The following is a 20,429-nucleotide window of genomic DNA, read 5'->3' on the forward strand; positions in this document are numbered from 1 at the left end:
GGGCCGGCGGCGGCACGGCCGGCGACGGTGCCACCGGCGGTGCCGTCACCGCCGGAGGCGGCTGGTAGCCGCCGTTGTCCAGCAGGGCGTACCGGGACTCCACCGGCGGCGGCGCGGCATGCCGGTAGCCGTTGTCCAGCAGGTTGTACCGGGACTCCATCGGCTCCGGCCGACGCGGCTCCGGCACCGCCGGGTACTGCTGCGCCGACTGTCCCCGGTAGGTCTGGGCCGGATGAGCCGGGTCGACCCGGTAGGCAGGGTCGGCAGGTTCGGCACGGTAGGCAGGTTCGGCACGGTAGGCAGGTTCGGCACGGTAGGCAGGTTCGGCACGGTAGGCCGGCTCCTCGCCGTACGACCGGTCCGCCGGCTGACCGACGGCCGGCACCCGCCCTGCGTAGCCGGTGCCGGGCCCCCGCCGCGGCACCTGCTCAGGCGACGGTGCGGGCGGTGGTTCCTCGGCCCGCCGCTCGGCGGCGGTCGGCTCTGCGCTGCGTCCGCCGAGGCGGGCTCGGTCGAGCAGCGCCCGCCACCGCGGTGCGGGTTCGGCGGGCCGTCCCCAACCGGTCTCGCTGCCCTCCACGGATCGCCTCCCCAGCGCTTCGGTCTCCGTCTGACAGGCTACGAACGAAAGCCTACTGAGGCCACACCGGGCGGCACCCGGATGTGTCGACAGTCGTCAAGGTGTCGGCTCTGGATCATCCTCGTCGACGGTGTCCGCCGAGGTCGAAGGCGTCAATGTCGTAGCCGAAGGTGCGGGCGACGGCGGCGACGGAGACGGTGACGGATCCATCACCTCCGGCGGTGTCAGCGAGCGGCCCGCCGCGGACGGCTCCGGCGCGGCTGGGCTGTCGGTGACGGCCGCGGTGGCATCGACGGTTGCGGTGGCATCGGCGGTTGCGGTGGCGCTCACTGTCGGCTCCGACGCGGCCGTCCGGTCGACCGGCGGCCGGACGATGTCCCGCTGCTCGGGCAGCGGCGGGGTGAAGACGGTCCGCTCCAACCGCCGGACCTCCGGAGCGGGATCCACCACCCGCACCCCGGACCGGGCCGCGACGCCGCGCAGCTTCGCCGGTTCGGCGCGTACCACCAGAGCGTAGAGGCAGGCGCACTCGGCCCGGAACGCGGCCGCCTCCGCCGCCGCGACCTGGGCGCCGCTGACGTACAGGCCACGCAGCTCGCGTTCCTCCGGTCCGCCGCCGCCCAACGCGGTGGCCCGGGCCCGGTAGTCGGCGGCCTCGCGCTCCTTGCGCTCGGCAAGCTTGATCATCCCGGCCGTCACGTCCTCCGGCACCCGCTGGGTCGGAATACGGACGATCTCGGTCTGCCGCTGCGGCAGCGGCACCCGTCCGAACACCACCGCGACCCCCACGTTACCGACCACCGCGGCGAGCCGGGCCGGGGTGAGGTACTCGGTGAGCGAGACCAGGGCGTACGTGCCGTCGCCGAGTGAGCCGGCCAACGCGGCCAGGTCTGCCGCCGCGGTCGCCTCGTAACGGGGGATGGAGTCGCCATCGACCACGCCCACCCTGGTCACCTCGCCGACCGTACGGTCCGGCAGGGGCGGACCACTGGTGGCGAGCACGGCCGTGGCCAGCACCGCGGTGCACGACAGCATCGCCACCCAGCCGAGCAGCGGAGTGCGGCTCGGGCCGTGGCCGAGCCGAGTCACGGTGGCCGCGAGGCGGGGCAGCAGTCGTTGGTCCAACTGCCGCAGCAGATCGCCGGCGCGCACGGGCGGTCCCCTCGTCGGTCGGAACGGGTGGGACGCGTCAGTCGCGGAGGATGTCCAACGCGCGTCCCAGATCGTCAGGGTAGTCGCTGACGAAGCGAACCTCGTCCCCCGTACGGGGGTGCTCGAAGCTCAACTCTCTGGCGTGCAACCACTGCCGGTCCAGTCCGAGCCGGGCGGCGAGTGTCGGATCGGCTCCGTACGTGAGGTCACCCACGCACGGATGCCGCAGCGTCGAGCAGTGCACCCGGATCTGGTGCGTGCGGCCGGTTTCCAGCCGCACGTCGACCAGGCTCGCGGATGGAAAGGCCTCGATGGTGTCGTAGTGGGTGATGCTCGGTTTACCGCCGGAGACCACCGCCCAGCGGTAGTCGTGGTGGGGATGCCGGTCGATCGGGGCGTCGATGGTGCCGCGCAACGGGTCCAGGTGTCCCTGCACCACCGCGTGGTAGCGCTTCTCCACCTCCCGATACTTGAAGGCCCGCTTCAGCACGCTGTACGCCTGCTCGCTCTTGGCCACCACCATGACGCCGGTGGTGCCGACGTCGAGGCGGTGCACGACGCCCTGACGCTCGGCGGCACCGCTGGTGGCGATCGTGTGCCCGATCGCGGCGAGCCCGCCGATCACGGTCGGGCCGGTCCACCCCGGACTGGGATGCGCGGCCACGCCGACCGGCTTGTCCACCACGACGATGTCGTCGTCGGCGTACACCACTCGCAGGCCGGGCACCGCCTGGGGAACCACCACCGGCGCCGTGGCGGGCGCGGGCAGCGTCACCTCCAGCCAGGACCCCGCCCGCACCTTGTGCGAGTTGGGTCGTACCGCACCATCCACCAGCGCTTCCCCGGCGTCGACGAGCGCGGCGGCGGCGGTACGGGACAGGCCGAACAGCCGGGCGACGGCCTGGTCCAGTCGCATCCCGTCGAGTCCGTCGGGCACCGGCAGGCTCCGCTGGTCGCCGCCGGCGGCGAAGGTGGCCGTCACGCCCGCTCCCGCCGTCCGCCGTCGGTGTCGCCCTGGTCGCCGGCCCCGGCGGGCTGCCGGTCGGCGGTGCCGTCCCCGGCCGGTGGGTCCTCCCCGTCGGTGTCACTGCGCCGCTCGTCGGACAGCGTCCGGGTAACGTCGCGCTGGCGTCCGGTGAACTCCAGCCCGACGGCGAGCAGCACACCGCAGACCAGAGCGCTGTCGGCGACATTGAAGATCGGGAAGACCTGCCCGTACGGGTCGAAGACGCTGAACATGTCGACCACGTGCCCGACGAACCAGCCCGGCGCCCGGAAGATCCGGTCGAGCAGATTGCCGACGACGCCACCGACCACCAAACCCAGCGCGACCGCCCACGGCACCGAGCGCAACGTCCGCGCCATCCAGGCGATCCAGCCCAGCACCCCGATCGCGATGATCGGGAAGATGAAGGTGTAGTCCTTGCCCAGGCTCCACGCGGCCCCGCTGTTACGGGTCAGCGACAGGTAGAGAGCCCCACCCAGCAGTCGCACCGGCTCGCGATCGCTGAGTTCCTGGAGGGACAGGTGCTTGGTCAACAGGTCGACGGCCAACGTGAACACCGCGAGCGAGAAGAGGACCGTGACGGCTCGGCGCCGCGATCTCGTGGCGGTGCCCGACCCGGTGGTGCCGGATCCAGCGGGCGGTGCTGCGCTCATCTGCTCCCCATCGACTATCGCGGCGGCACGGTCGCACCGCTGCGCGTTCAGGCCGGGGAGCGTGCCGTCAGCGCCGCTCCTCCAGCTGCTTGCAGGTCACGCAGAGGGTGGCCGACGGGAACGCAGCCAGCCGCTCCACCGGGATGGGGTTGCCGCATCGTTCGCACCAGCCGTAGCCACCCTCATCGAGACGCTCCAGGGCGCGCTCGACCTGCGTGATCCGTTCCAGGATGCTGTTGGCGAGGGAGATCTCCTGCTCCCGCTCGAACGTCTTGGTGCCGGTGTCGGCCTGGTCGTCCCCGGCCGAGTCGGTGAGGCGGTCGCGCTGCAGCTCGGTGATCTCGCTCAGCGTCTGATCGTACTCGGCTCGCAGTTCCTCGTGCCGGGCCGCCAACGCGGCTCGGATCTTCTCGGTCTCCGCGGCGCTGCGGGTGGACTTCGCCGCAGGCTTGCGGCCTGCGGTCCTGGTGTCGGCTGGCTTGGCCATCGTCGCTCCCTCGGCCACGGAGCCGCGGGTGTGCCCGCGACGCCTCGACAGGGGCCACCGCAACGGCCGCCCCAGGTACGAAACGGGCGCGCGGCCACGAGGCCGCGCACTCCGGAGGTTGGCAAGGATACGGAACGTAAAGGCGTCCGACAACGTGCCGCACCGCGACGCCCGTTCCACCCCGTTACTGCCGATTTGGGGCAAAGTGAACGCTAGCAGATGCCCGACACTCAGCCGGCCGGTTCTGCGCCGTCCCGCAACCGGCTCAGCCGGCCGATCAGATCCGGCCCGGACGGCGTGACCAGGAAGAGCTTGTCCCTACTCGCCGCGCCGGTGCGCAGCGACACGGCGGACGGCCGAACGCCGAGCGCAGCGGCCAGCGCGCGACGGGCGGCCTCGGTGGCCCGGCCGTCAGCCGCCGGCGAATGTACCGCGATGACGAGAGCGGGCCCGTGTGGACCGTCGAACCGGCCACCCACGCGGGCCCGGGAGGCGCCCGGTTTCACCCGTACGGCGACGACCAGCGTCTCGTCCAACGAAGCCAAGTCAGCGGCGCTCGGTCTCCGCCAGCAAGACGGTGTCCGGCGTGCAGTGGGCGCAGGGGGTGAAGCCGAGTTCGACCGCCTCGGCGACGGGCAGCGGTTCGTGCTCCCGGCCAACCAGGTGCGGGCACTCGTCGAGGTGGTAACGCGGCCGGCCGTCGACGACCCGCACCTCGTCGGCGAGGCGGACCACCCGGGCGGCCTGCTCCGCGGTGGTCTCCTCGGCGGCGGGCTCGTCGTCGTACCCATCGGCGACGGCCGGCCGCTCGCGCGGCTCGGTCACCGGCGAGCCGGGTGGTTGCCGCCACCCGGCATCGCCGATGTCCACGGTTGCCGAGGTCTGCTGCGTCGGAATGCCCGACCCGCGGCCGTCGCCGTCGCGACGGCTGTAACCAGTCTCAGCGCCGCTGGGAGCCGAGGCCCGGCCAGCCGCCTGGCGGGCGCCTGCGACCAGTGCCACGGCGGCCAGCAGACTGGCCCCGATCGAGACGACCAGCAGTGGGCTGGAGCCACCGGCCAGGCCGAAGACCAGCAGCACCACAGCGACGAGGATGAGCCCGAGACTGATGACTATCATGGCTCACCCTCGCCGCGTCGTACCGATGAGGCCGGGTGGGTGATCGCCGCGCTGGCGGCAGTCACCGACCCGGTTCAGCGACCGGCCTCAAGCGCGCCGGAGCGGCCCCCGCCGTAGGAACCGGCGAGACCCGCCGCAGCGAGCCCGTTGCCGGCGGCCCGGGCACCCTCGCCGCGGGTCATCTCGGCCTCCAGGCCCTGACCGCGGCCGTCGAGGTCCCGCAGCTGGCTCTCCAGGTACGCCTTGAGCCGGGTGCGGTACTCCCGCTCGAACTGCTTGAGCTCCTCGATGTGCTTCTGCAACGCGGTGCGCTTGGCGTCCAGGCCGCCCATGGCCTCCTGGTGCCGCTGCCGGGCGTCGCGCTCCAGCGCGTCGGCCTTGGCACGGGCCTCGCGGGTGACCTCCTCGGCCTTGGAACGGGCCTCGGAGAGCAGTTGGTCGGCCTCGCGGCGAGCGTCGGAGACGTGGTCGTCGGCGGTGCGCTGGGCCATCATGAGCACCCGCAGCGCCTGCTGCTCGCCGTCAGGGCCGGCCACGGCGCCGCCGACGCCGACGGAGCGGACCTGCTCCAGCTCGGCCTGCATGGCGCGGGCGGCCTGCTCGGCGGCGGCCTTGTCGCGCTGGATCCGGTCGAGCTGGGCCTTGACGTCGTTCAGCTCGGCCGCCAGGCGGGCGTCGCCGCCGGGGCCGGCCGGGGCACCGCCCCGTCCACCGCGCTCCACCTGGGCGCGCAGCTCGTTGTTCTCCTCGATCAGACGGGCGAGTTCGCGCTCGACCTCGTCCAGGAAGGCGTCGACCTCCTCCTCGTCGTAGCCCCGCTTGCCGATCGGCGGCTTTTTGAAGGCGACGTTATGGACGTCGGCCGGGGTCAGCGGCATCGAAACTCCTCGGGTCAGTTGCGGCCGCGATAGCGCGTCGGTCATCAGGCGGTCCTGGTGATCGCCGGCTCTAACACAAACCTCATCAGCACGAACAGGATAACCAGGAGCACAAGGGAGGCCAGGTCGATGCTCACGGTACCAATTCGCAGCGGAGGGATCACACGCCTCAACGCCCGGAGCGGGGGATCAGTGACGCTCCACACGGATTCCAGTCCGGCTGACGCTCCCCGACCGGGCTGCCAGCGTCGGCCGTACTGCAATACCGCGCTGAGGACGAAACGGGCCAAAAGAACGATCAGAAAGACATACGTGGTCAGGTAGAGCACCTGCAACAAGATCGACAACACGGTAGGCGACGTCCCTCGGGTCGGGCGGGTCAACTCAGGCTGAAGAACCCGCCCTCAGCGATCTTGGCCTTGTCCTCCGCGGTGACCTGGACATTGGCCGGTGAGAGCAGGAACACCCGGTTGGTCACGCGCTCGATCGTACCGCGCAGCCCGAAGGCCAGCCCGGCGGCGAAGTCCACCAGACGGCGGGCATCCGCCTCGTCCATTTCGGTGAGGTTGATGATCACCGGTACCCCGTCGCGGAAGTGCTCGCCGATCGTCCGCGCCTCGCGATAGGTGGTCGGGTGCAACGTGGTGATCTGGTAACGCTGCTCCTCCTCGGCCATCAGCGGGCGCTCACGCGGCTGCACCTGTGGCGCCAGGGCGAGATTGTCCCGGGTGTGGTAGGACGACTCGCCGGTCGACCGGGTGATCGACCGAACACTGGCCCGCTCGGCCCGCTCGGTCCGCTCGGGGCGCTCGGACTCCAGCCGCTCGGCCTCGCCCAGCCGACCGTGCCGCTCGCTCAGCCGCCCACGGTCACCCGACCGTGGACGCGGCGCCGGCGGCTCATCCGGCTCCTCCTCGTCGTCGGCGAACTCCTCGGCGTACCGGCTCTGCCGGTAACGCGACTCCCGGTAGCCACCCTTGTCGTAGCCACCGTCGTCGTAGGCCCGCTCGTCGTCCTCTTCGACCAGTCCGAGCCAGACCCCCGCCTTGCGCAGTGCACCCATCCCCGCGCCCTTCCCGTCCGCCGTGCGGCACACGCCCCCGCCGTGTCGCCTGTCGCGAGTGGACTACGCCTGCCCACCGGACTGGAACGGCAATCCCACGACGCGCAATTCGCGTTGCACGTCACGCCCCCCGTCGCCGGGAAGGCCGTTCCCACAAACAACACTGATGTAATTTGCTTCCCTCGCGGCCAGGCTACCGCAGCGTGGGACGCATTCCGAGCAACGCGCTGCCGACGCGGACATGTGTCGCGCCGTGACCGATCGCCACCTCCAGGTCGCCACTCATGCCGGCGGAGAGCGCGGTGGCCTGCGGATGGTCCGCCCGCACCAGCGCCGCGACGGTAGCCAGCCGGGCGAAGGCGCGCTCCGGCTCCCAGCCCAGCGGTGCCACCGCCATCAGGCCGGCCAGCCGCAGCCCACGGGCGGTGGCGACCCCCTCGGTGACGGCACCGAGGCCGACGTCCGGATCGGCCGAGTCCGGCACGGCACCGCCCCGCGCCGCATCACCGTCGATGCTGACCTGCACCAGCACGTCCAACGGCCGGTCCCGGCCGATGGTGGTGACGCCGGCGTCCAACGCGGACGCCAGGCGGACACTGTCGACGGACTGGACCACGTCCGCGTACCGCAGCACCGACTTGACCTTGTTGCGCTGCAACCGGCCGACGAAATGCCAGCGCGGAACGACCCCGGCGGCGGCGACCTCCGCCGCCTTGGTCGCCGCCTCCTGGTCGCGGTTCTCCCCCACGTCGGTCACGCCGAGAGCGACAAGTGTCGCCACATCGGACGCCGGGTAGGTCTTGGTGATCGCGATCATGGTCACATCCGCCCGGTCCCGGCCTGCGGCCGCGCAGGCGTCGGCGATGCGGGCGCGTACGCGGGCGAGCCCGGCGGCGATCTCCGCGCGCCGGTCGGCTCTCGCCGGGGCTTGACTGTCGGTCATCGGCGGTGCTCAGGACCCGTTCTTCAGGAAGTCGGGCACATCCACGTCGTCGAAGAGCACCCGACGCGGCGACTGCGGTGCCGTCGGCGTGGCCGGCGACGGCAGAACCGGTGTGCTCGGCTGGGCCGGCTGGTTCTGATTGGTCTTGCGGGCCGGCTCGGCCGCCTTGTACGCCGGGGTGCCACCGTCGAAGCCCGCCGCGATCACGGTGACCCGCACCTCGTCGCCGAGCGCGTCGTCGATGACCGCGCCGAAAATGATGTTCGCGTCCGGGTGTGCCGCGTCGGTGACCAGTTGGGCCGCGTCGTTGATCTCGAACAGACCGAGGTCGGAACCACCGGCGATGGAGAGCAGCACGCCACGGGCTCCGTCCATGCTCTGCTCCAGCAGCGGGCTGGAGATGGCGGCCTCGGCGGCCTCCACCGCCCGGTTCTCGCCTCGGGCACTACCGATGCCCATCAGCGCGCTGCCCGCACCGCTCATCACGCTCTTGACATCGGCGAAGTCGAGGTTGATCAGACCCGGCGTGGTGATCAGGTCGGTGATGCCCTGCACACCGGAGAGCAGCACCTGGTCCGCCGTCCGGAACGCGTCCATCATGCTGATGTTGCGGTCACCGAGCGCCAGCAACCGGTCGTTGGGAATGACGATCAGGGTGTCGCACTGGTTACGCAGCTCGTCGATGCCGGCCTCGGCCTGCACCTGGCGGCGCTTGCCCTCGAAGGAGAACGGGCGGGTGACCACACCGATGGTCAGCGCGCCGAGCTTGCGGGCGATGTTCGCCACCACCGGCGCGCCGCCGGTCCCGGTGCCACCGCCCTCACCGCAGGTCACGAAGACCATGTCGGCCCCCTTGAGGACCTCCTCGATCTCGTCGCGGTGATCCTCGGCGGCGTTCTTGCCGACGTCCGGGTTGGCACCGGCGCCCAGCCCCCGGGTCAGTTCGCGGCCGACATCGAGCTTGACGTCGGCGTCGCTCATCAGCAACGCCTGCGCGTCCGTGTTGATCGCGATGAACTCGACGCCCTTGAGCCCAACCTCGATCATCCGGTTGACGGCGTTGACGCCGCCACCCCCGATGCCGACGACCTTGATGACCGCCAGGTAGTTGTGCGGAGGTGTCATCTCCGGTCCTTTCCTTCGAGATCGGCTACTCCACCGACCGGGCTTCGGCCTGGCCGGACCGACGGTCGACGCAGCTCCACCACCGAGGTCGAGAGGTAAACCCTGACCCTCTACTAGAGGGTTAGAATTATGTCAACCACTGATCCTCTTCGGGGCAACGTAAGCGCAGCCGAGCGATGAGCCAAGGACCTCTCCGGCGTGTCGTCGGTGTAGCGAGACGGCTCACCACTGACCGGTCGCTCACCGGAAGGTGACCACATCCGGCGCGCTCACGTCGATCCTGGCCGCGTCCTGGTCGAGCAGCGCGGTGGCCACCCGCGCCTTGTCCGCGCCACGGGTCGCGTCGCCCCAGAACACCGTACGGTCGTCAGGCAACCTCAGACTGATCCGGGCCAACCCCTCGACGCGGATCTCCACCAGTTGGTCGAGCAGCTCCGGGGTGAGCACACCGAGCACCTCCAGACCGGCCCGGGTGTGCGGGTCGTCCGGGCCCGGCGTGGCCAGCCGCACCAACGGCAGGCCGTCCGGGCGCTGCGGCACCGTGCGGAACACCACCCCGGCGGCGTCCACCACCGCGTACTGCTCCCCACGCGGTACCACTGCCACACCCGTGCGCTCGGTCAGCCGTACCACCAACGCGTCTGGCCAGTCCCGGGTGACGGTGACCCGCTCCACCGGCGGCAGGGCACCGATCCGGTCGGCCAACGCGGCCAGGTCCACCCGGGCCAGCGGAGCACCGTCCGGCACGCCCGCCGCGTCCCGCACCTGCACCGTTGTCACCAGTTCGGCACCCTCCACCCGCACCTCGCGTACCCCGAACAGGCCGGTGCCCAGCAGCGTCCACGCCACCAGCCCAGCCACCGCGAGCACACCGCCGGCCACCGCCCAGGGCAACGCCGCACGCAACCGGCGACGCCGGGCCCGGGCCATGAAGCGCCGGGTCGAGGCGGGTACCGCGTCGCTGCCGGCGCGTACCAACTGCCAGCGGCGCACGGGGCGACGCCCGGCGCCACCGTCCACACCGGTGCCGCGCCCCCGGGCCGGACCGGGACTCATTCCGCGACGGGCGCCGCGCCGTCCACGCCGACGGCTCCGGGCACACTGCCCCCGATGCTCGTCGACCCCCCGGCCACCCCACCGGCGACGGTGCCGGTCAGCGCCGACGCACCGGCGGTACGCGCCGCCAGGGCGGCCAGCAGCTCGTCACCCATCAGCGAGATCGGCGGCGCTCCCATCGTCACCACCACGTCGCCCGGCCGGGCCCGGCGGGCCACCTCGGCCGGTGCCGCCTCCCACGTGTCGACGAAGATCTTCCGCTCCGCCGGCAGCGCCACCGCCTCGACCAGCGCCGTCGAGCCCTCCCCGGGGCCACGCTGCTCGCCCGGCCCGAAGACCTCCAACAGCACAAGTTCGTCGGCGATCGCCAGCGCCTCGGCGATCTCCGCCTGCAACTCGCGGGTGCGGTAGAGCCGGTAGGGCTGGAAGACGACGATGAGACGACCGTCGCCGGCCACCTCACGCAACGTCCGCAGCGCCAGCGTCATCGAGGTCGGATGGTAGGCGTACTCGTCGTAGATAAGCATCCCGTCGACGACGCCCTTGCGCTCGAACCGTCGGCGCACCCCCGGAAAGGCAGCGAGCGCGGCCTCCGCCGCCGGCAGCGGCAACTCCAGCAGGTACGCGGCCAGCACCGCCGAGGCGCTGTTGAGCCCCATGTGCCGGCCCGGCACCGGCAGCCGGAACTCGCCCAGCGAGCGACCGTCGATGTGGGCGAGGTAGCGCACTCCCCGCGCCGAGGAAGCCATGTCGGTCAGTCGCAGGTCGGCGTCCTCGGCCTCCCCGTAGGTGTACACCCGACGTCCCTCGGCGCGCAGCGTCGCCGCCAACCGGCGGCCACCCGCATCGTCGGCGCAGGTGATGACGAAGCCGTCCGGATCGGTGAGTCGGGCGAACTCGGCGAAGGCGGCCTCCAGGTTGGCCAAGTCGCCGTAGGTGTTCAGGTGGTCGGCCTCGACGTTCGTGACGATCGACACGAACGGGCGGTAGATGAGGAAGGAGCGGTCGCTCTCGTCGGCCTCGACCACGAAGTACTCACCGGTGCCGTGGTGCGCCCCCGAGCCGACCTCGGAGATCTCCCCACCGATCACGAAGGACGGATCGGCCCCGGCCTGCTGCAGCACCATGGTGACCATCGAGGTGGTGGTGGTCTTGCCGTGGGTTCCGGCGACGGCCACCGTACGGCGACCGGTCATCGCGGCCGCGAGGGCCTCCGAGCGGTGCAGCACCCGTAGCCCGCGGCGGCGCGCCTCGACCATCTCCAGATGGTCGGCGGGAATCGCCGAGGAGTACACGACCGTGTCGACCCCGTCGAGGTTGGCCGTCCCGTGGGTCATGTGGATCGTCCCGCCGAGCGCCCGCAGACCGGCCAGCGACGGCCACTCACGCAGCTCGCTGCCGGAGACCGGCAGGCCCCGGGTCAGGAAGAGCCGGGCCAGCCCGCTCATGCCGACGCCGCCCACGCCGATCAGGTGGATGTGGCCGAGATCCTCGGCGGTCAGCGTGCCCGCCGGGCTGAACGTGGTCATCTCACTCCTCGCGCTCACCGAGCCACCGCCTCGTAGACGAAGTTGAGCAGCGACTCGTCGCCGTCGCGCCGGCCGTAGGACGCCGCGGCGGCACCCATCGCGTGCAGTCGCTGCGGGTCGCGGATCAGCGGGATGACAGCGCGTTCCAGCCAGTCCGGCGTCACCTCGGCGTCGTCGACGAGCAGACCGCCACCGGCCTCGACCACCGGCAGCGCGTTGCGCTTCTGCTCCTGGTTGCTGTGCGGGTAGGGCACGTAGATGGTCGGTAGCCCGATCGCGGCGACCTCGGCGCAGGTCATCGCCCCGCCCCGGCCGAGCATCAGGTCCGCCGCCGCGTAACCGGCGTCCATGTCGGACAGGTACGGCAGCGTCACGTACGGCACCGGCAGGTCGGTCGGGACCGACACCTGCTCGTTGCGGGCACCGATCACGTGCAGCACCTGGACGCCGTTGCGGGCCAACTCCTTCGCCGCCCCGGAGACCGCGAGGTTGATCGACCGGGCGCCCTGCGAGCCGCCGGCGACGAAGAGCACCGGCAGGTCGGGACGGAGCCCGAAGTGGGCCCGCGCGGCGTTACGCATCGCCGCCCGGTCCAGCCCGGCGATGCTATGCCGCAACGGCACGCCGACCACCCGGGCGTCGCGCAGCGACTCCGCCTGCGCCGGCTGGTGCGGGAAGCCGACGGCGACGTGCTTGGTGAACTTCATGCCCAACCGGTTGGCCACCCCCGGGGGCACGTTCACCTCGTGGATCACGATGGGCAGCTCCCGCCGCCAGGCGGCCAGATAGGCCGGCACCGAGACGTACCCACCGAAGCCGACCACCACGTCGGCGCGTACCTCGTCGATGACCTTGCCCGCCGCGCGGGCCGCGGTCCACATCCGCCCCGGGGTGCGGACCAGGTTCAAGTTGATCGAACGGGGCAGCTGGTAGGCCGGGATGTTCCGCAGGTCGTACCCGGCCGGCGGGATCAGCTCGTTCTCCAGGCCCTTCGGTGTGCCGAGACAGGTTATCCGGACGCCGGGATCGTGCCGGCGCAGGCAGTCGGCGAAGGCGAGCAACGGGTAGATGTGCCCCCCGGTGCCACCTCCTGCGAGCACCACCGAACGCAGCGGACCCATCAACGTCTCCTCTCGTTCGCCGACCCGCTGCGACCCCGGCTGTCCCGGGCACCACGCGACGCGGCCTGGTCGTCCCTACGCCGCTTGCGTGCCTGAGGCACGGAGCCCCGAGCGGTCGACGGCGGCGCCGAGCGCCGCCGCCGGCCGGGAAGCGGCGGCAACGGTGCCCACACTAGTCGGACCCACCGGGCCGGCGGACGGGCATGCAGGGCCCGGGCCGCATCGGGTTCCGCCCGGGCGAACGAGGCCAGCATGCCGACCGCCGCGAGGGTCACCACCAGGGCGCTGCCACCGTCGGAGATGAAGGGCAGCGGTACGCCGGTCAGCGGCAGCAGCCCGATCACCCCACCGATGTTGATGAACGCCTGACCGACGAGCCAGGCGGTGGCGCCGGCGGCGGCCAGCCGGCGGAACGGGTCGTCGACCCGGCGGGCGATGCGCATGCCGGTGTAGCCGAGCACGGCGAAGAGGGTGACGATCACGGCACAGCCGACCACCCCCAGTTCCTCGGCGATCACCGCGAAGATGAAGTCGTTCTCCGCGGCCGGCAGCCAGGCCCACTTGGTCCGCCCCTGGCCCAGCCCGGTGCCGAACCAGCCGCCGTTGGCGATGGCGTAACGGGCCTGGACCATCTGGTAGCAGAGTTCCTCCTTGCAGCCCTCCAGCGGCGGCGGGCTGAAGAAGACGGTGAGTCGGGCCAGCCGGTAGTTCTCCTCGCCCCGCACGCCGGAGCCGGCGCCGAGGGAGGCCACCGCGATCAGCAGGCCGATGCCGAGCAGCCCGATCGCGCTGAGCGCGGCGAAGACTCGTAGCCGCACCCCGGCGGCCCAGAGCAGCCCCACCACCAGGGCGAGCAGGCAGAGCATGCTGCCCAGGTCGTTGTAGCCGACCAGGACGAAGAGCAGCCCCACCACCGGGAACAGCGGCGTGGCCAACTCCCGCCACCAGCCCAACGCCGCGCCCTTGCGGGCGAGCACGTGCGCGCCCCACAGCACCAGCCCGAACTTCGCCAGCTCGGAAGGTTGCAGGCTGACCCCGCCGATGTACAGCCACAGCAGCTTCGCCTCCAGCGGGCCGATCTTCGCGTCGCCGTAGGTCAGCCGCCCGTACGCCACCAGCAGGTTGAGCACGATCAGCAGCACCACCGCGACCGCCAGGGTCGGCCGGCCCAGGGCGCGGTAGGTGCGCGCCGGCAGGCGTTGGCAGGCCCAGAACGCGACGATGCCGACCACCGCGAAGATCGCCTGCTTGGTCAGCGACGCCGAGGCGTTGCCGCCCTCGGCGTAGTCCCGCACGCTGGTGGCCGAGAAGACCATGGTCAGCCCGATCAGCAGCAGCAGGCCGGCGCTGGCCAGCAGCAGGTGGTAGGAGGCCAGCGGCCTGGACAGCAGGCCCCGCAACGCGGCCAACCATCCCACCGCGTCCAGCCCCCGCCACGGCCCCTCGGCGCCGCCGCCCGTCACCGTGCCACCGGCGCCTACCGCACCGGTCCCACCGGGGCCTCCGGCCCGTCCGGTCACCGCGGACACCGACACCTCCGGACGCCCCGGGCTGCTGGCCGGGCTCCGCCCCACTGCCACGTCGTCTCCTAGCGCCTCCCCCACAGCGTCATCATCGCCGCTACCGGCACCCGACCGGGGCGGTACGCCCCGGTCGGCGTGTCGCACTTGCGCCGACCACCCTCCACCGTCCCGCCAACCCTCAACCCGATGCGTTGATCAGAAGTCGGAAATCTGCTGGATCCGACCAAATTCTTGATCGGCCCCTCTCGGGTGGGGTGGTCAGCCCATGTTGGCCAGGAAGTCGCTGTAGAAGAGGCCGAGGGCGATGGCCACGCCGATGCCGGCGATGATCCAGAAGCGGACCACGATGTTGACCTCGCTCCAGCCGGCCAACTCGAAGTGGTGCTGCAACGGCGACATCCGGAACACCCGCTTGCCGGTGGTCTTGAAGGAGATGATCTGGATCACCACCGACATCGTGATGATCACGAACAGGCCACCGATGATCAGCAGGAGCAGGATGGTCCGGGTCGACATCGCCATCCCGGCGATCAGACCACCGAGGCCGAGCGCTCCGGTGTCGCCCATGAAGATCCGGGCCGGCGAGGTGTTCCACCACAGGAAGCCGACGCAGGCCCCGGCAGCCGCCCCCGCGATCAGCGCGATCTCCAGCGGGTCTCGGACGGTGTAGCAGTAGTTGTCCGGGTTCGCGGTGTACGCCGGGTCGGCGCACCAGTGGCGGTACTGCCAGAACGCGATCACCGCGTACGTGCCGAGCACCATCACCGAGGCGCCGGTGGCCAGCCCGTCGAGACCGTCGGTGAGGTTGACGCCGTTGGTCGCCGCCATCACCACGAAGATGAAGATGATCACCGCGCCGATCTTGGTGACATCCAGCGCCGGGATGTCCCGGATGAAGCTGAGGGTGGTGCTGCCGACCGTCTCGGTGTTGGTCACCGCGCCCGAGGCGTCGGTCATGGTGGAGGGGAACCAGAGCGCGATCACCCCGAACGCCGCACCGACCAGGATCTGCCCGAGCAGCTTGCCCCGGGCGCTCAGGCCACCGCTGTGCCGCTTACGCACCTTCAGGAAATCGTCGATGAAGCCGACCGCACCGCAGAAGACCATCAGCCCCAGCAGCACCAGCGCCGTGATGGTCGGCTCGACCTGGGCGATCTGCGCATCGGGCAGCGTGGTCAGGGCGAGGTGGCCGGCCACGTACGCGATGACCGTGGCCAGGATGAACACCACGCCGCCCATCGTCGGCGTGCCCTTCTTGCCCTGGTGCATCTGCGGGCCCTCGGCCCGGATGGGCTGGCCGGCCTTGAGCCGGGTGAAGACCCGGATCGCGATCGGGGTGCAGAACAGCGAGACGAGGAAGGCCACCCCGATCGCTACGATGACCGCCCTCACGCGGCGCCACCCCCGGCCGACGCCGCCGTACCCGTACCGTCTCCGGCGGCCTCGACGCGCAGCGCGTCGACCACCTCCCACGTCCGGTACCGGGAGCCCTTCACCAGGACGACGTCGCCCGGCCGTAGCTCGCTGCGCAGCACCTCGACGGCCGCCGCCTGATCGGTGAGCAGCACCGACTCTCCTCCCCAGTCACCTACCGATGTCGCCCCGTGATGGATCGACGCCGCCGCCTCGCCGACCACGAGCAACCGGTCCACACCCAGCTCGGCCGCGAGCCGACCCACCTCGGCATGTCCCTGCGCCTCGAATTCGCCCAGCTCGGCCATGTAGCCGAGCACCGCGACGGTACGCCGTCCCGCGCCGATGCCGGCCAGCGCCCGCAGCGCCACCGCCATCGACGCCGGGTTGGCGTTGTACGAGTCGTCGATCACGGTGATCCCGTCGGTACGCTCGAAGACGTCCATCCGACGGGTGGAAACCAGCCCGAGCGCACCCAGCGCGGTGGCCAGCTCGGCCAGCGGCATCCCCAGTTCCCGCGCCACGGCCGCCGCGGCCAGGCTGTTCCAGACCTGGTGCCGACCGGTGAGCCCGAGTCGTACCGGCGCACTGCCCTCCGGCGTGACCAGGGTGTACGCGGCCCGTCCCCGCTCGTCCAGCGTCACGTCCACGGCCCGCACGTCGGCATGCGCCGACTCGCCGTAGCGGATCACCCGGGCCACCGTCCGGGGGGCCATCGCGTCGACCAGCGGATCGTCGGCGTTCAACACCGCCAGACCGTCGGCCGGCAGCGCCTCGACCAGCTCACCCTTGGCCAGGGCGATGTTCTCCTGCGAACCGAACTCGCCGATGTGCGACACCCCGACGTTGAGCACCACGGAGATGCGCGGCGGCGCGACCTCGCAGAGATACCGCACGTGGCCGATGCCCCGGGCGCCCTTCTCCATCACCAGATACCGGGTGGTCGGTCCGGCCTGCAATGCCGTGTACGGGTGCCCGAGCTCGTTGTTGAACGACCCGGGCGGTGCCACCGTCTCCCCGAGCCGCGCGGTCAGCTGGGCGATCAGGTCCTTGGTGGTGGTCTTGCCGGAGGAGCCGGTCAGGCCGATCACGGTGAGCCCGGGCAGCCGTTCCACCACCGCACGGGCCAGCCGGCCCATCGCGGCCAACGGGTCGGCCACGACGATCATCGGCACCCCGGGGACCTCGCGGGTACCCATGACCACCACCGCGCCGGACGCCACCGCCGCGGCGGCGAAGTCGTGGCCGTCCACCTTCTCCCCGTCGAAGGCGACGAAGAGCCCACCGGGGGTGACCTTGCGGGAGTCGAACTCCACGCTGCCGGTGACCTGCGCGGTGGGATCGGCGGCGACCAGCCGACCGTCGACCGCCGAGGCCACCTCGGCCAGGCTGAGCGTGATCACTGGCTCTCCAGATCCCCGAAGCGGCCCCGCAGCGCGTCGGCAAGTTCGGTCCGGTCGTCGAACGGATACACCTCGCCGGCGATCTCCTGGCCCCGCTCGTGCCCCTTGCCGAGCAGGGCCACCACGTCACCCGGCGTCGCCAGCCGCACCGCCTCGTCGATCGCCGCCCGGCGGCCACCGACCTCGATCACCTGGGCCGGCGCGTCGGCCCGGCGCGCACCGGCGAGCACCTCGGCGCGGATCGCCGCCGGATCCTCGGTGCGGGGGTTGTCGTCGGTCACCACCACCACGTCGGCACCGGCCGCGGCGGCGGCGCCCATCGCCGGCCGCTTGGCCCGGTCCCGGTCACCACCGGCGCCGATGACGCAGATCAGCCGGCCGGTGCTGAGTTCCCGCAGCGCGGCCAGCGCGGCCACCACGGCGTCGGTCTTGTGCGCGTAGTCGACCACTCCGCGGACTCCGCCGGTCACGCCCACCGACTCCAGCCGCCCGGGCACGCCGCCACAGGCGGCGACTCCCTCGGCGGCGGTGACCGGGTCGACCCCGGCAGCCACCAGGCTGGCGATGGCCAGCAGGGCGTTGGACACGTTGTGCCGGCCAGGCAGCGCCACCCGGGCGGGCAGGGTCAGCCCGTCCGGGCCGTGCGCGGTGAACCGCTGCGCATACCCCTCGCCGGTCTGCTCGTCGGCCCACCAGGTGGCGGCCCGGTCCCCGAGCGCGGAGAAGCTGACCGTGCCCGGCTTGAACAGCGCCTTCAACGCCGGGTCGTCGTGGTTGAGCACCTCGACCGCGCACCGGCCGTCGAACAGCCGGGCCTTGGCGGCGAAGTAGTCCTCGGCGTCGGCGTGGAAGTCCAGGTGGTCGGAGCCGAAGTTGGTCCAGCCCCCGACGGTGAACCGCACCCCACCGACCCGGCCCATCGCCAGGGCGTGGCTGGAGACCTCCATGACCACGGCGGTGACGCCACGCTCGGCGGCGGCGGCCAGCATGGCGTGCAGGTCGGTGGCCTCGGGCGTGGTCCGCACGCTGTCGATCACCAGGTCTCCGAGACGGGTCTCCACGGTGCCGATCAGGCCGGTGGTGTGGCCGGCGGCGCGCAGTCCTGACTCGACCAGGTAGGCGGTGGACGTCTTGCCGGCGGTGCCGGTCACGCCGATCACGGTCAACCCCGCCGTGGGATCGCCGTAGACGGCCGAGGCGAGCGTGCCGAGCACCGCGCGGGGATCGGCCACCACCAGGGTCGGCAACCCGCTGTCGGCGGCCCGCTCGACACCGGCCGGATCGGTGAGCATCGCGACCGCGCCGCCGCTCGCCGCCTCGGCGGCGAACTCCGCGCCGTGCCGTCGGGCTCCGGGCAGGGCCGCGTACAGATCGCCGGGACGGACCTCGCCGCTGGCGTGGGTCACCCCGGTCACCATCGGGTCGGCACTGGTCGGGGACGCCACGGCGAGCCGGGCGGCCAGGTCACCGAGCCGGATCCCGGTCACGGAACGGGGACGAGGATTGCCGCGCACGGCGTCAGACCCTACCCGGTCGCTCGGTCCGGGCTGCACGGCGCGCCTGAATCTCCGTCTCATGGAGTCGAAACCGCAGGTAGCGGCTACGGGAAGACGCTGAACGTCGGCGCCGGTTCGGTCGACGGCGGTACCCGGAAGTGACGCAGGGTGAAGGTCATCATGTCCCGGAAGGCCGGTGCCGAGATCTGTCCGCCACCGCCGCTCGGGCTGTGCACGAAAACCGCGATCACATAGCGCGGATTCTCCGCCGGTGCCATCCCGATGAACGAGGCGACCTCGCCGGGCTGCTTCTTGCCGCCGACCAGCCGCCAGCCGGTGCCGGTCTTGCCGGCGACCCGGTAGCCCGGGACCGCGGCGGCCAGGCCGGTGGCGTCGTCGACAGTGGTGACCGCTTCCATGATCGTACGCAGGGCGGCGGCATTGTCCGGACTGAGCACCTGTCGGGTCGCCGGCGCCGGCGCGGGGGTCCGTTTCCCGTTCGGCGCGATCGTCTCCTTCAGCAGGTGCGGCTGGATGTAGGTGCCGTCGTTGGCGATCGCGGCGTAGGCGGCGGCCATCTGCAACGGGGTGGCGTCCACGCTGTGCCCGATCGGCACCGACCCGTGCGACGACCCGCTCCACTCCTGTACCGGCAGCAACCGCCCGCTCGCCTCACCGGGCATCCCGACCTCGGTCGGCTTGCCCAGGCCGAAGCGCCGCTGATAGTCGATCAGCCGCTCCGGGCCGAGCTTGTCGGCGATCTGAATGGTGCCGACGTTCGAGGAGTACGCCATCATGCCGGCCACGCTCATCCGCCGCCCGTTCGCCTGGTGGGTGTCGCGGAACCAGGTGTCGCCCTTGCGGATGGCGTTGGCCACCGGGAACGAGGTGTCCCGGGTGATGACACCTTCCTGTAGGGCGGCCCCGAACGTGATCGGCTTGTGCACCGAGCCCGGGTCGACGATGAAGCTGGTGGCCGCGTCCTCCCGGTCGGTCGGCTCGCTCGGGAAGGGCTGCGCCGCGTTGTAGGTGGGGTGGCTGGCCTGCGCCAACACCTCGCCGGTGCGCGCGTCCAGCACCACGACGGCGCCGGTGCTGCCCTGCACCTGCTGCATCCGGTCGCTGAGGATGCGCTGCACCATGTACTGCAGGTCGCGGTCGATGGTGAGCACCACCGAACTGCCCGGCTTGGCCTTCGTGGTGATGCTGTAGCCCCCGGGGATGGGGGCGGCCAGGTCGCCGAGGCCGACCTCGACGACCCGGTGGCCGTCCTCGCCGTGCAGCAGGTCGTCGAAGCGCGCCTCCAGGCCCTCCAGCCCGACCATGTCCGGGCTGGTGAAACCGATCAGGTTGGCGGCGAGATCCCCGCCGGGCACCTCGCGCCGCTCGTCGCGGTGCGTGCCGATGCCGGGCAGCTTGAGCGCCATGATTTCCTTGGCGCGGTCGATGTCCACGCCCCGGGCCAGGTACTCGAACTGCGAGTCGACGCCGTCCTTCCGCTTGCGGGGCTTCATCTTCTCGGCCAGTTCGGAGGCCGGGATGCCCAGCAGCGGGGAGAGCGCCGCCGCGGTCGCCGCGATGTCCTCCACCCGGGTCGGGTCGGCGTAGACGTACCGGGCCTCGACGCTGTGCGCCAGGGCGGCCTCGCCGGAGCGGTCGTAGATGGCACCCCGCGGCGCGGGCAGCGGCACGGTGGTGATGCGGTCGGCGAGCCCGCCGTCGGCGTACGCCGGGGTGTCGACCGCCTGGAGCACGACCAGCCGCACCCCGACGGCGACGAAGAGGGCCAGGATCAACGCGGTACCCAGTCGCAGCCGGCGCCCCGGGTCGGCCAGCCGGGGCGGTCGCGGCCGCTTGCGTGCCGGCCGGCGCGGCGGCGTGC

Annotated in this window: 19 protein-coding genes and 1 pseudogene; all 20 read right to left on the reverse strand. The window is 71.9% G+C overall.

The window, feature by feature from the left end; genetic code table 11:
• Positions 1–580: pseudogene (locus AC2CHE_RS23580) on the reverse strand (ATPase); the annotation flags it as partial.
• Positions 581–676: 96 nt separating this feature from the next.
• Positions 677–1,732: a hypothetical protein gene (locus tag AC2CHE_RS23585; RefSeq protein WP_484507038.1), complete on the reverse strand. Its 1,056-nt coding sequence runs from the start codon at positions 1,730–1,732 to the stop codon at positions 677–679.
• Positions 1,733–1,769: 37 nt separating this feature from the next.
• The gene (locus AC2CHE_RS23590; RefSeq protein ID WP_484507039.1) at positions 1,770–2,714 is read right to left on the reverse strand and encodes an RluA family pseudouridine synthase; all 945 of its coding nucleotides are present in this window, start codon (positions 2,712–2,714) and stop codon (positions 1,770–1,772) included.
• Complete coding sequence (lspA, locus tag AC2CHE_RS23595; protein ID WP_484507040.1) at positions 2,711–3,391, reverse strand: signal peptidase II; 681 nt, start codon at positions 3,389–3,391, stop codon at positions 2,711–2,713. Before lspA ends, AC2CHE_RS23590 begins: the two co-directional genes overlap by 4 nt.
• A gap of 67 nt (positions 3,392–3,458) precedes the next feature.
• Positions 3,459–3,878 (reverse strand): TraR/DksA family transcriptional regulator, encoded by a 420-nt coding sequence (locus AC2CHE_RS23600; protein ID WP_164449180.1) that lies wholly within the window; start codon positions 3,876–3,878, stop codon positions 3,459–3,461.
• A 230-nt stretch (positions 3,879–4,108) separates the two neighbouring features.
• Positions 4,109–4,414 carry a DUF167 domain-containing protein gene (locus AC2CHE_RS23605; RefSeq protein ID WP_484507053.1) on the reverse strand — a complete coding sequence of 102 codons (306 nt, stop codon included), beginning with the start codon at positions 4,412–4,414 and terminating at the stop codon, positions 4,109–4,111.
• A gap of 10 nt (positions 4,415–4,424) precedes the next feature.
• The gene (locus AC2CHE_RS23610; RefSeq protein ID WP_484507041.1) at positions 4,425–4,997 is read right to left on the reverse strand and encodes a hypothetical protein; all 573 of its coding nucleotides are present in this window, start codon (positions 4,995–4,997) and stop codon (positions 4,425–4,427) included.
• Positions 4,998–5,071: 74 nt separating this feature from the next.
• Complete coding sequence (locus AC2CHE_RS23615) at positions 5,072–5,875, reverse strand: DivIVA domain-containing protein (protein ID WP_484507042.1); 804 nt, start codon at positions 5,873–5,875, stop codon at positions 5,072–5,074.
• Positions 5,876–5,919: 44 nt separating this feature from the next.
• Positions 5,920–6,225: a YggT family protein gene (locus AC2CHE_RS23620; protein ID WP_484507043.1), complete on the reverse strand. Its 306-nt coding sequence runs from the start codon at positions 6,223–6,225 to the stop codon at positions 5,920–5,922.
• Positions 6,226–6,254: 29 nt separating this feature from the next.
• Positions 6,255–6,938: a cell division protein SepF gene (locus tag AC2CHE_RS23625; RefSeq protein ID WP_484507044.1), complete on the reverse strand. Its 684-nt coding sequence runs from the start codon at positions 6,936–6,938 to the stop codon at positions 6,255–6,257.
• Between the two features lie 193 nt (positions 6,939–7,131).
• Entirely contained in the window at positions 7,132–7,881 is a 750-nt protein-coding gene (locus AC2CHE_RS23630; protein WP_484507045.1) for a YggS family pyridoxal phosphate-dependent enzyme, read from the reverse strand.
• Positions 7,882–7,890: 9 nt separating this feature from the next.
• Positions 7,891–9,006 (reverse strand): cell division protein FtsZ, encoded by a 1,116-nt coding sequence (ftsZ, locus tag AC2CHE_RS23635; protein ID WP_484507046.1) that lies wholly within the window; start codon positions 9,004–9,006, stop codon positions 7,891–7,893.
• Positions 9,007–9,246: 240 nt separating this feature from the next.
• Positions 9,247–10,026, reverse strand: coding sequence for a cell division protein FtsQ/DivIB (locus tag AC2CHE_RS23640; protein WP_484507054.1), 780 nt, complete (start codon positions 10,024–10,026; stop codon positions 9,247–9,249).
• Positions 10,027–10,058: 32 nt separating this feature from the next.
• Complete coding sequence (gene murC, locus AC2CHE_RS23645) at positions 10,059–11,591, reverse strand: UDP-N-acetylmuramate--L-alanine ligase (protein ID WP_484507047.1); 1,533 nt, start codon at positions 11,589–11,591, stop codon at positions 10,059–10,061.
• Between the two features lie 14 nt (positions 11,592–11,605).
• A complete protein-coding gene (murG, locus tag AC2CHE_RS23650) occupies positions 11,606–12,712 on the reverse strand; it encodes an undecaprenyldiphospho-muramoylpentapeptide beta-N-acetylglucosaminyltransferase (RefSeq protein ID WP_484507048.1) in 1,107 nt (368 codons plus the stop codon).
• The gene (locus AC2CHE_RS23655; RefSeq protein ID WP_484507055.1) at positions 12,712–14,121 is read right to left on the reverse strand and encodes an FtsW/RodA/SpoVE family cell cycle protein; all 1,410 of its coding nucleotides are present in this window, start codon (positions 14,119–14,121) and stop codon (positions 12,712–12,714) included. The genes murG and AC2CHE_RS23655 overlap by 1 nt, the downstream gene beginning before the upstream one ends.
• A 372-nt stretch (positions 14,122–14,493) precedes the next feature.
• Positions 14,494–15,627: a phospho-N-acetylmuramoyl-pentapeptide-transferase gene (gene mraY, locus AC2CHE_RS23660; RefSeq protein WP_484507049.1), complete on the reverse strand. Its 1,134-nt coding sequence runs from the start codon at positions 15,625–15,627 to the stop codon at positions 14,494–14,496.
• Entirely contained in the window at positions 15,624–17,051 is a 1,428-nt protein-coding gene (locus AC2CHE_RS23665) for a UDP-N-acetylmuramoyl-tripeptide--D-alanyl-D-alanine ligase (RefSeq protein ID WP_484507050.1), read from the reverse strand. The genes mraY and AC2CHE_RS23665 overlap by 4 nt, the downstream gene beginning before the upstream one ends.
• Positions 17,048–18,628 carry a UDP-N-acetylmuramoyl-L-alanyl-D-glutamate--2,6-diaminopimelate ligase gene (locus AC2CHE_RS23670; RefSeq protein ID WP_484507051.1) on the reverse strand — a complete coding sequence of 527 codons (1,581 nt, stop codon included), beginning with the start codon at positions 18,626–18,628 and terminating at the stop codon, positions 17,048–17,050. Before AC2CHE_RS23670 ends, AC2CHE_RS23665 begins: the two co-directional genes overlap by 4 nt.
• Positions 18,629–18,651: 23 nt before the next feature.
• Positions 18,652–20,429: peptidoglycan D,D-transpeptidase FtsI family protein (locus AC2CHE_RS23675; RefSeq protein WP_484507052.1), on the reverse strand; the 1,778-nt coding region annotated here is incomplete at its 5' end.

The sequence above is a fragment of the Micromonospora sp. ATLC16 genome (genome assembly GCF_057196645.1).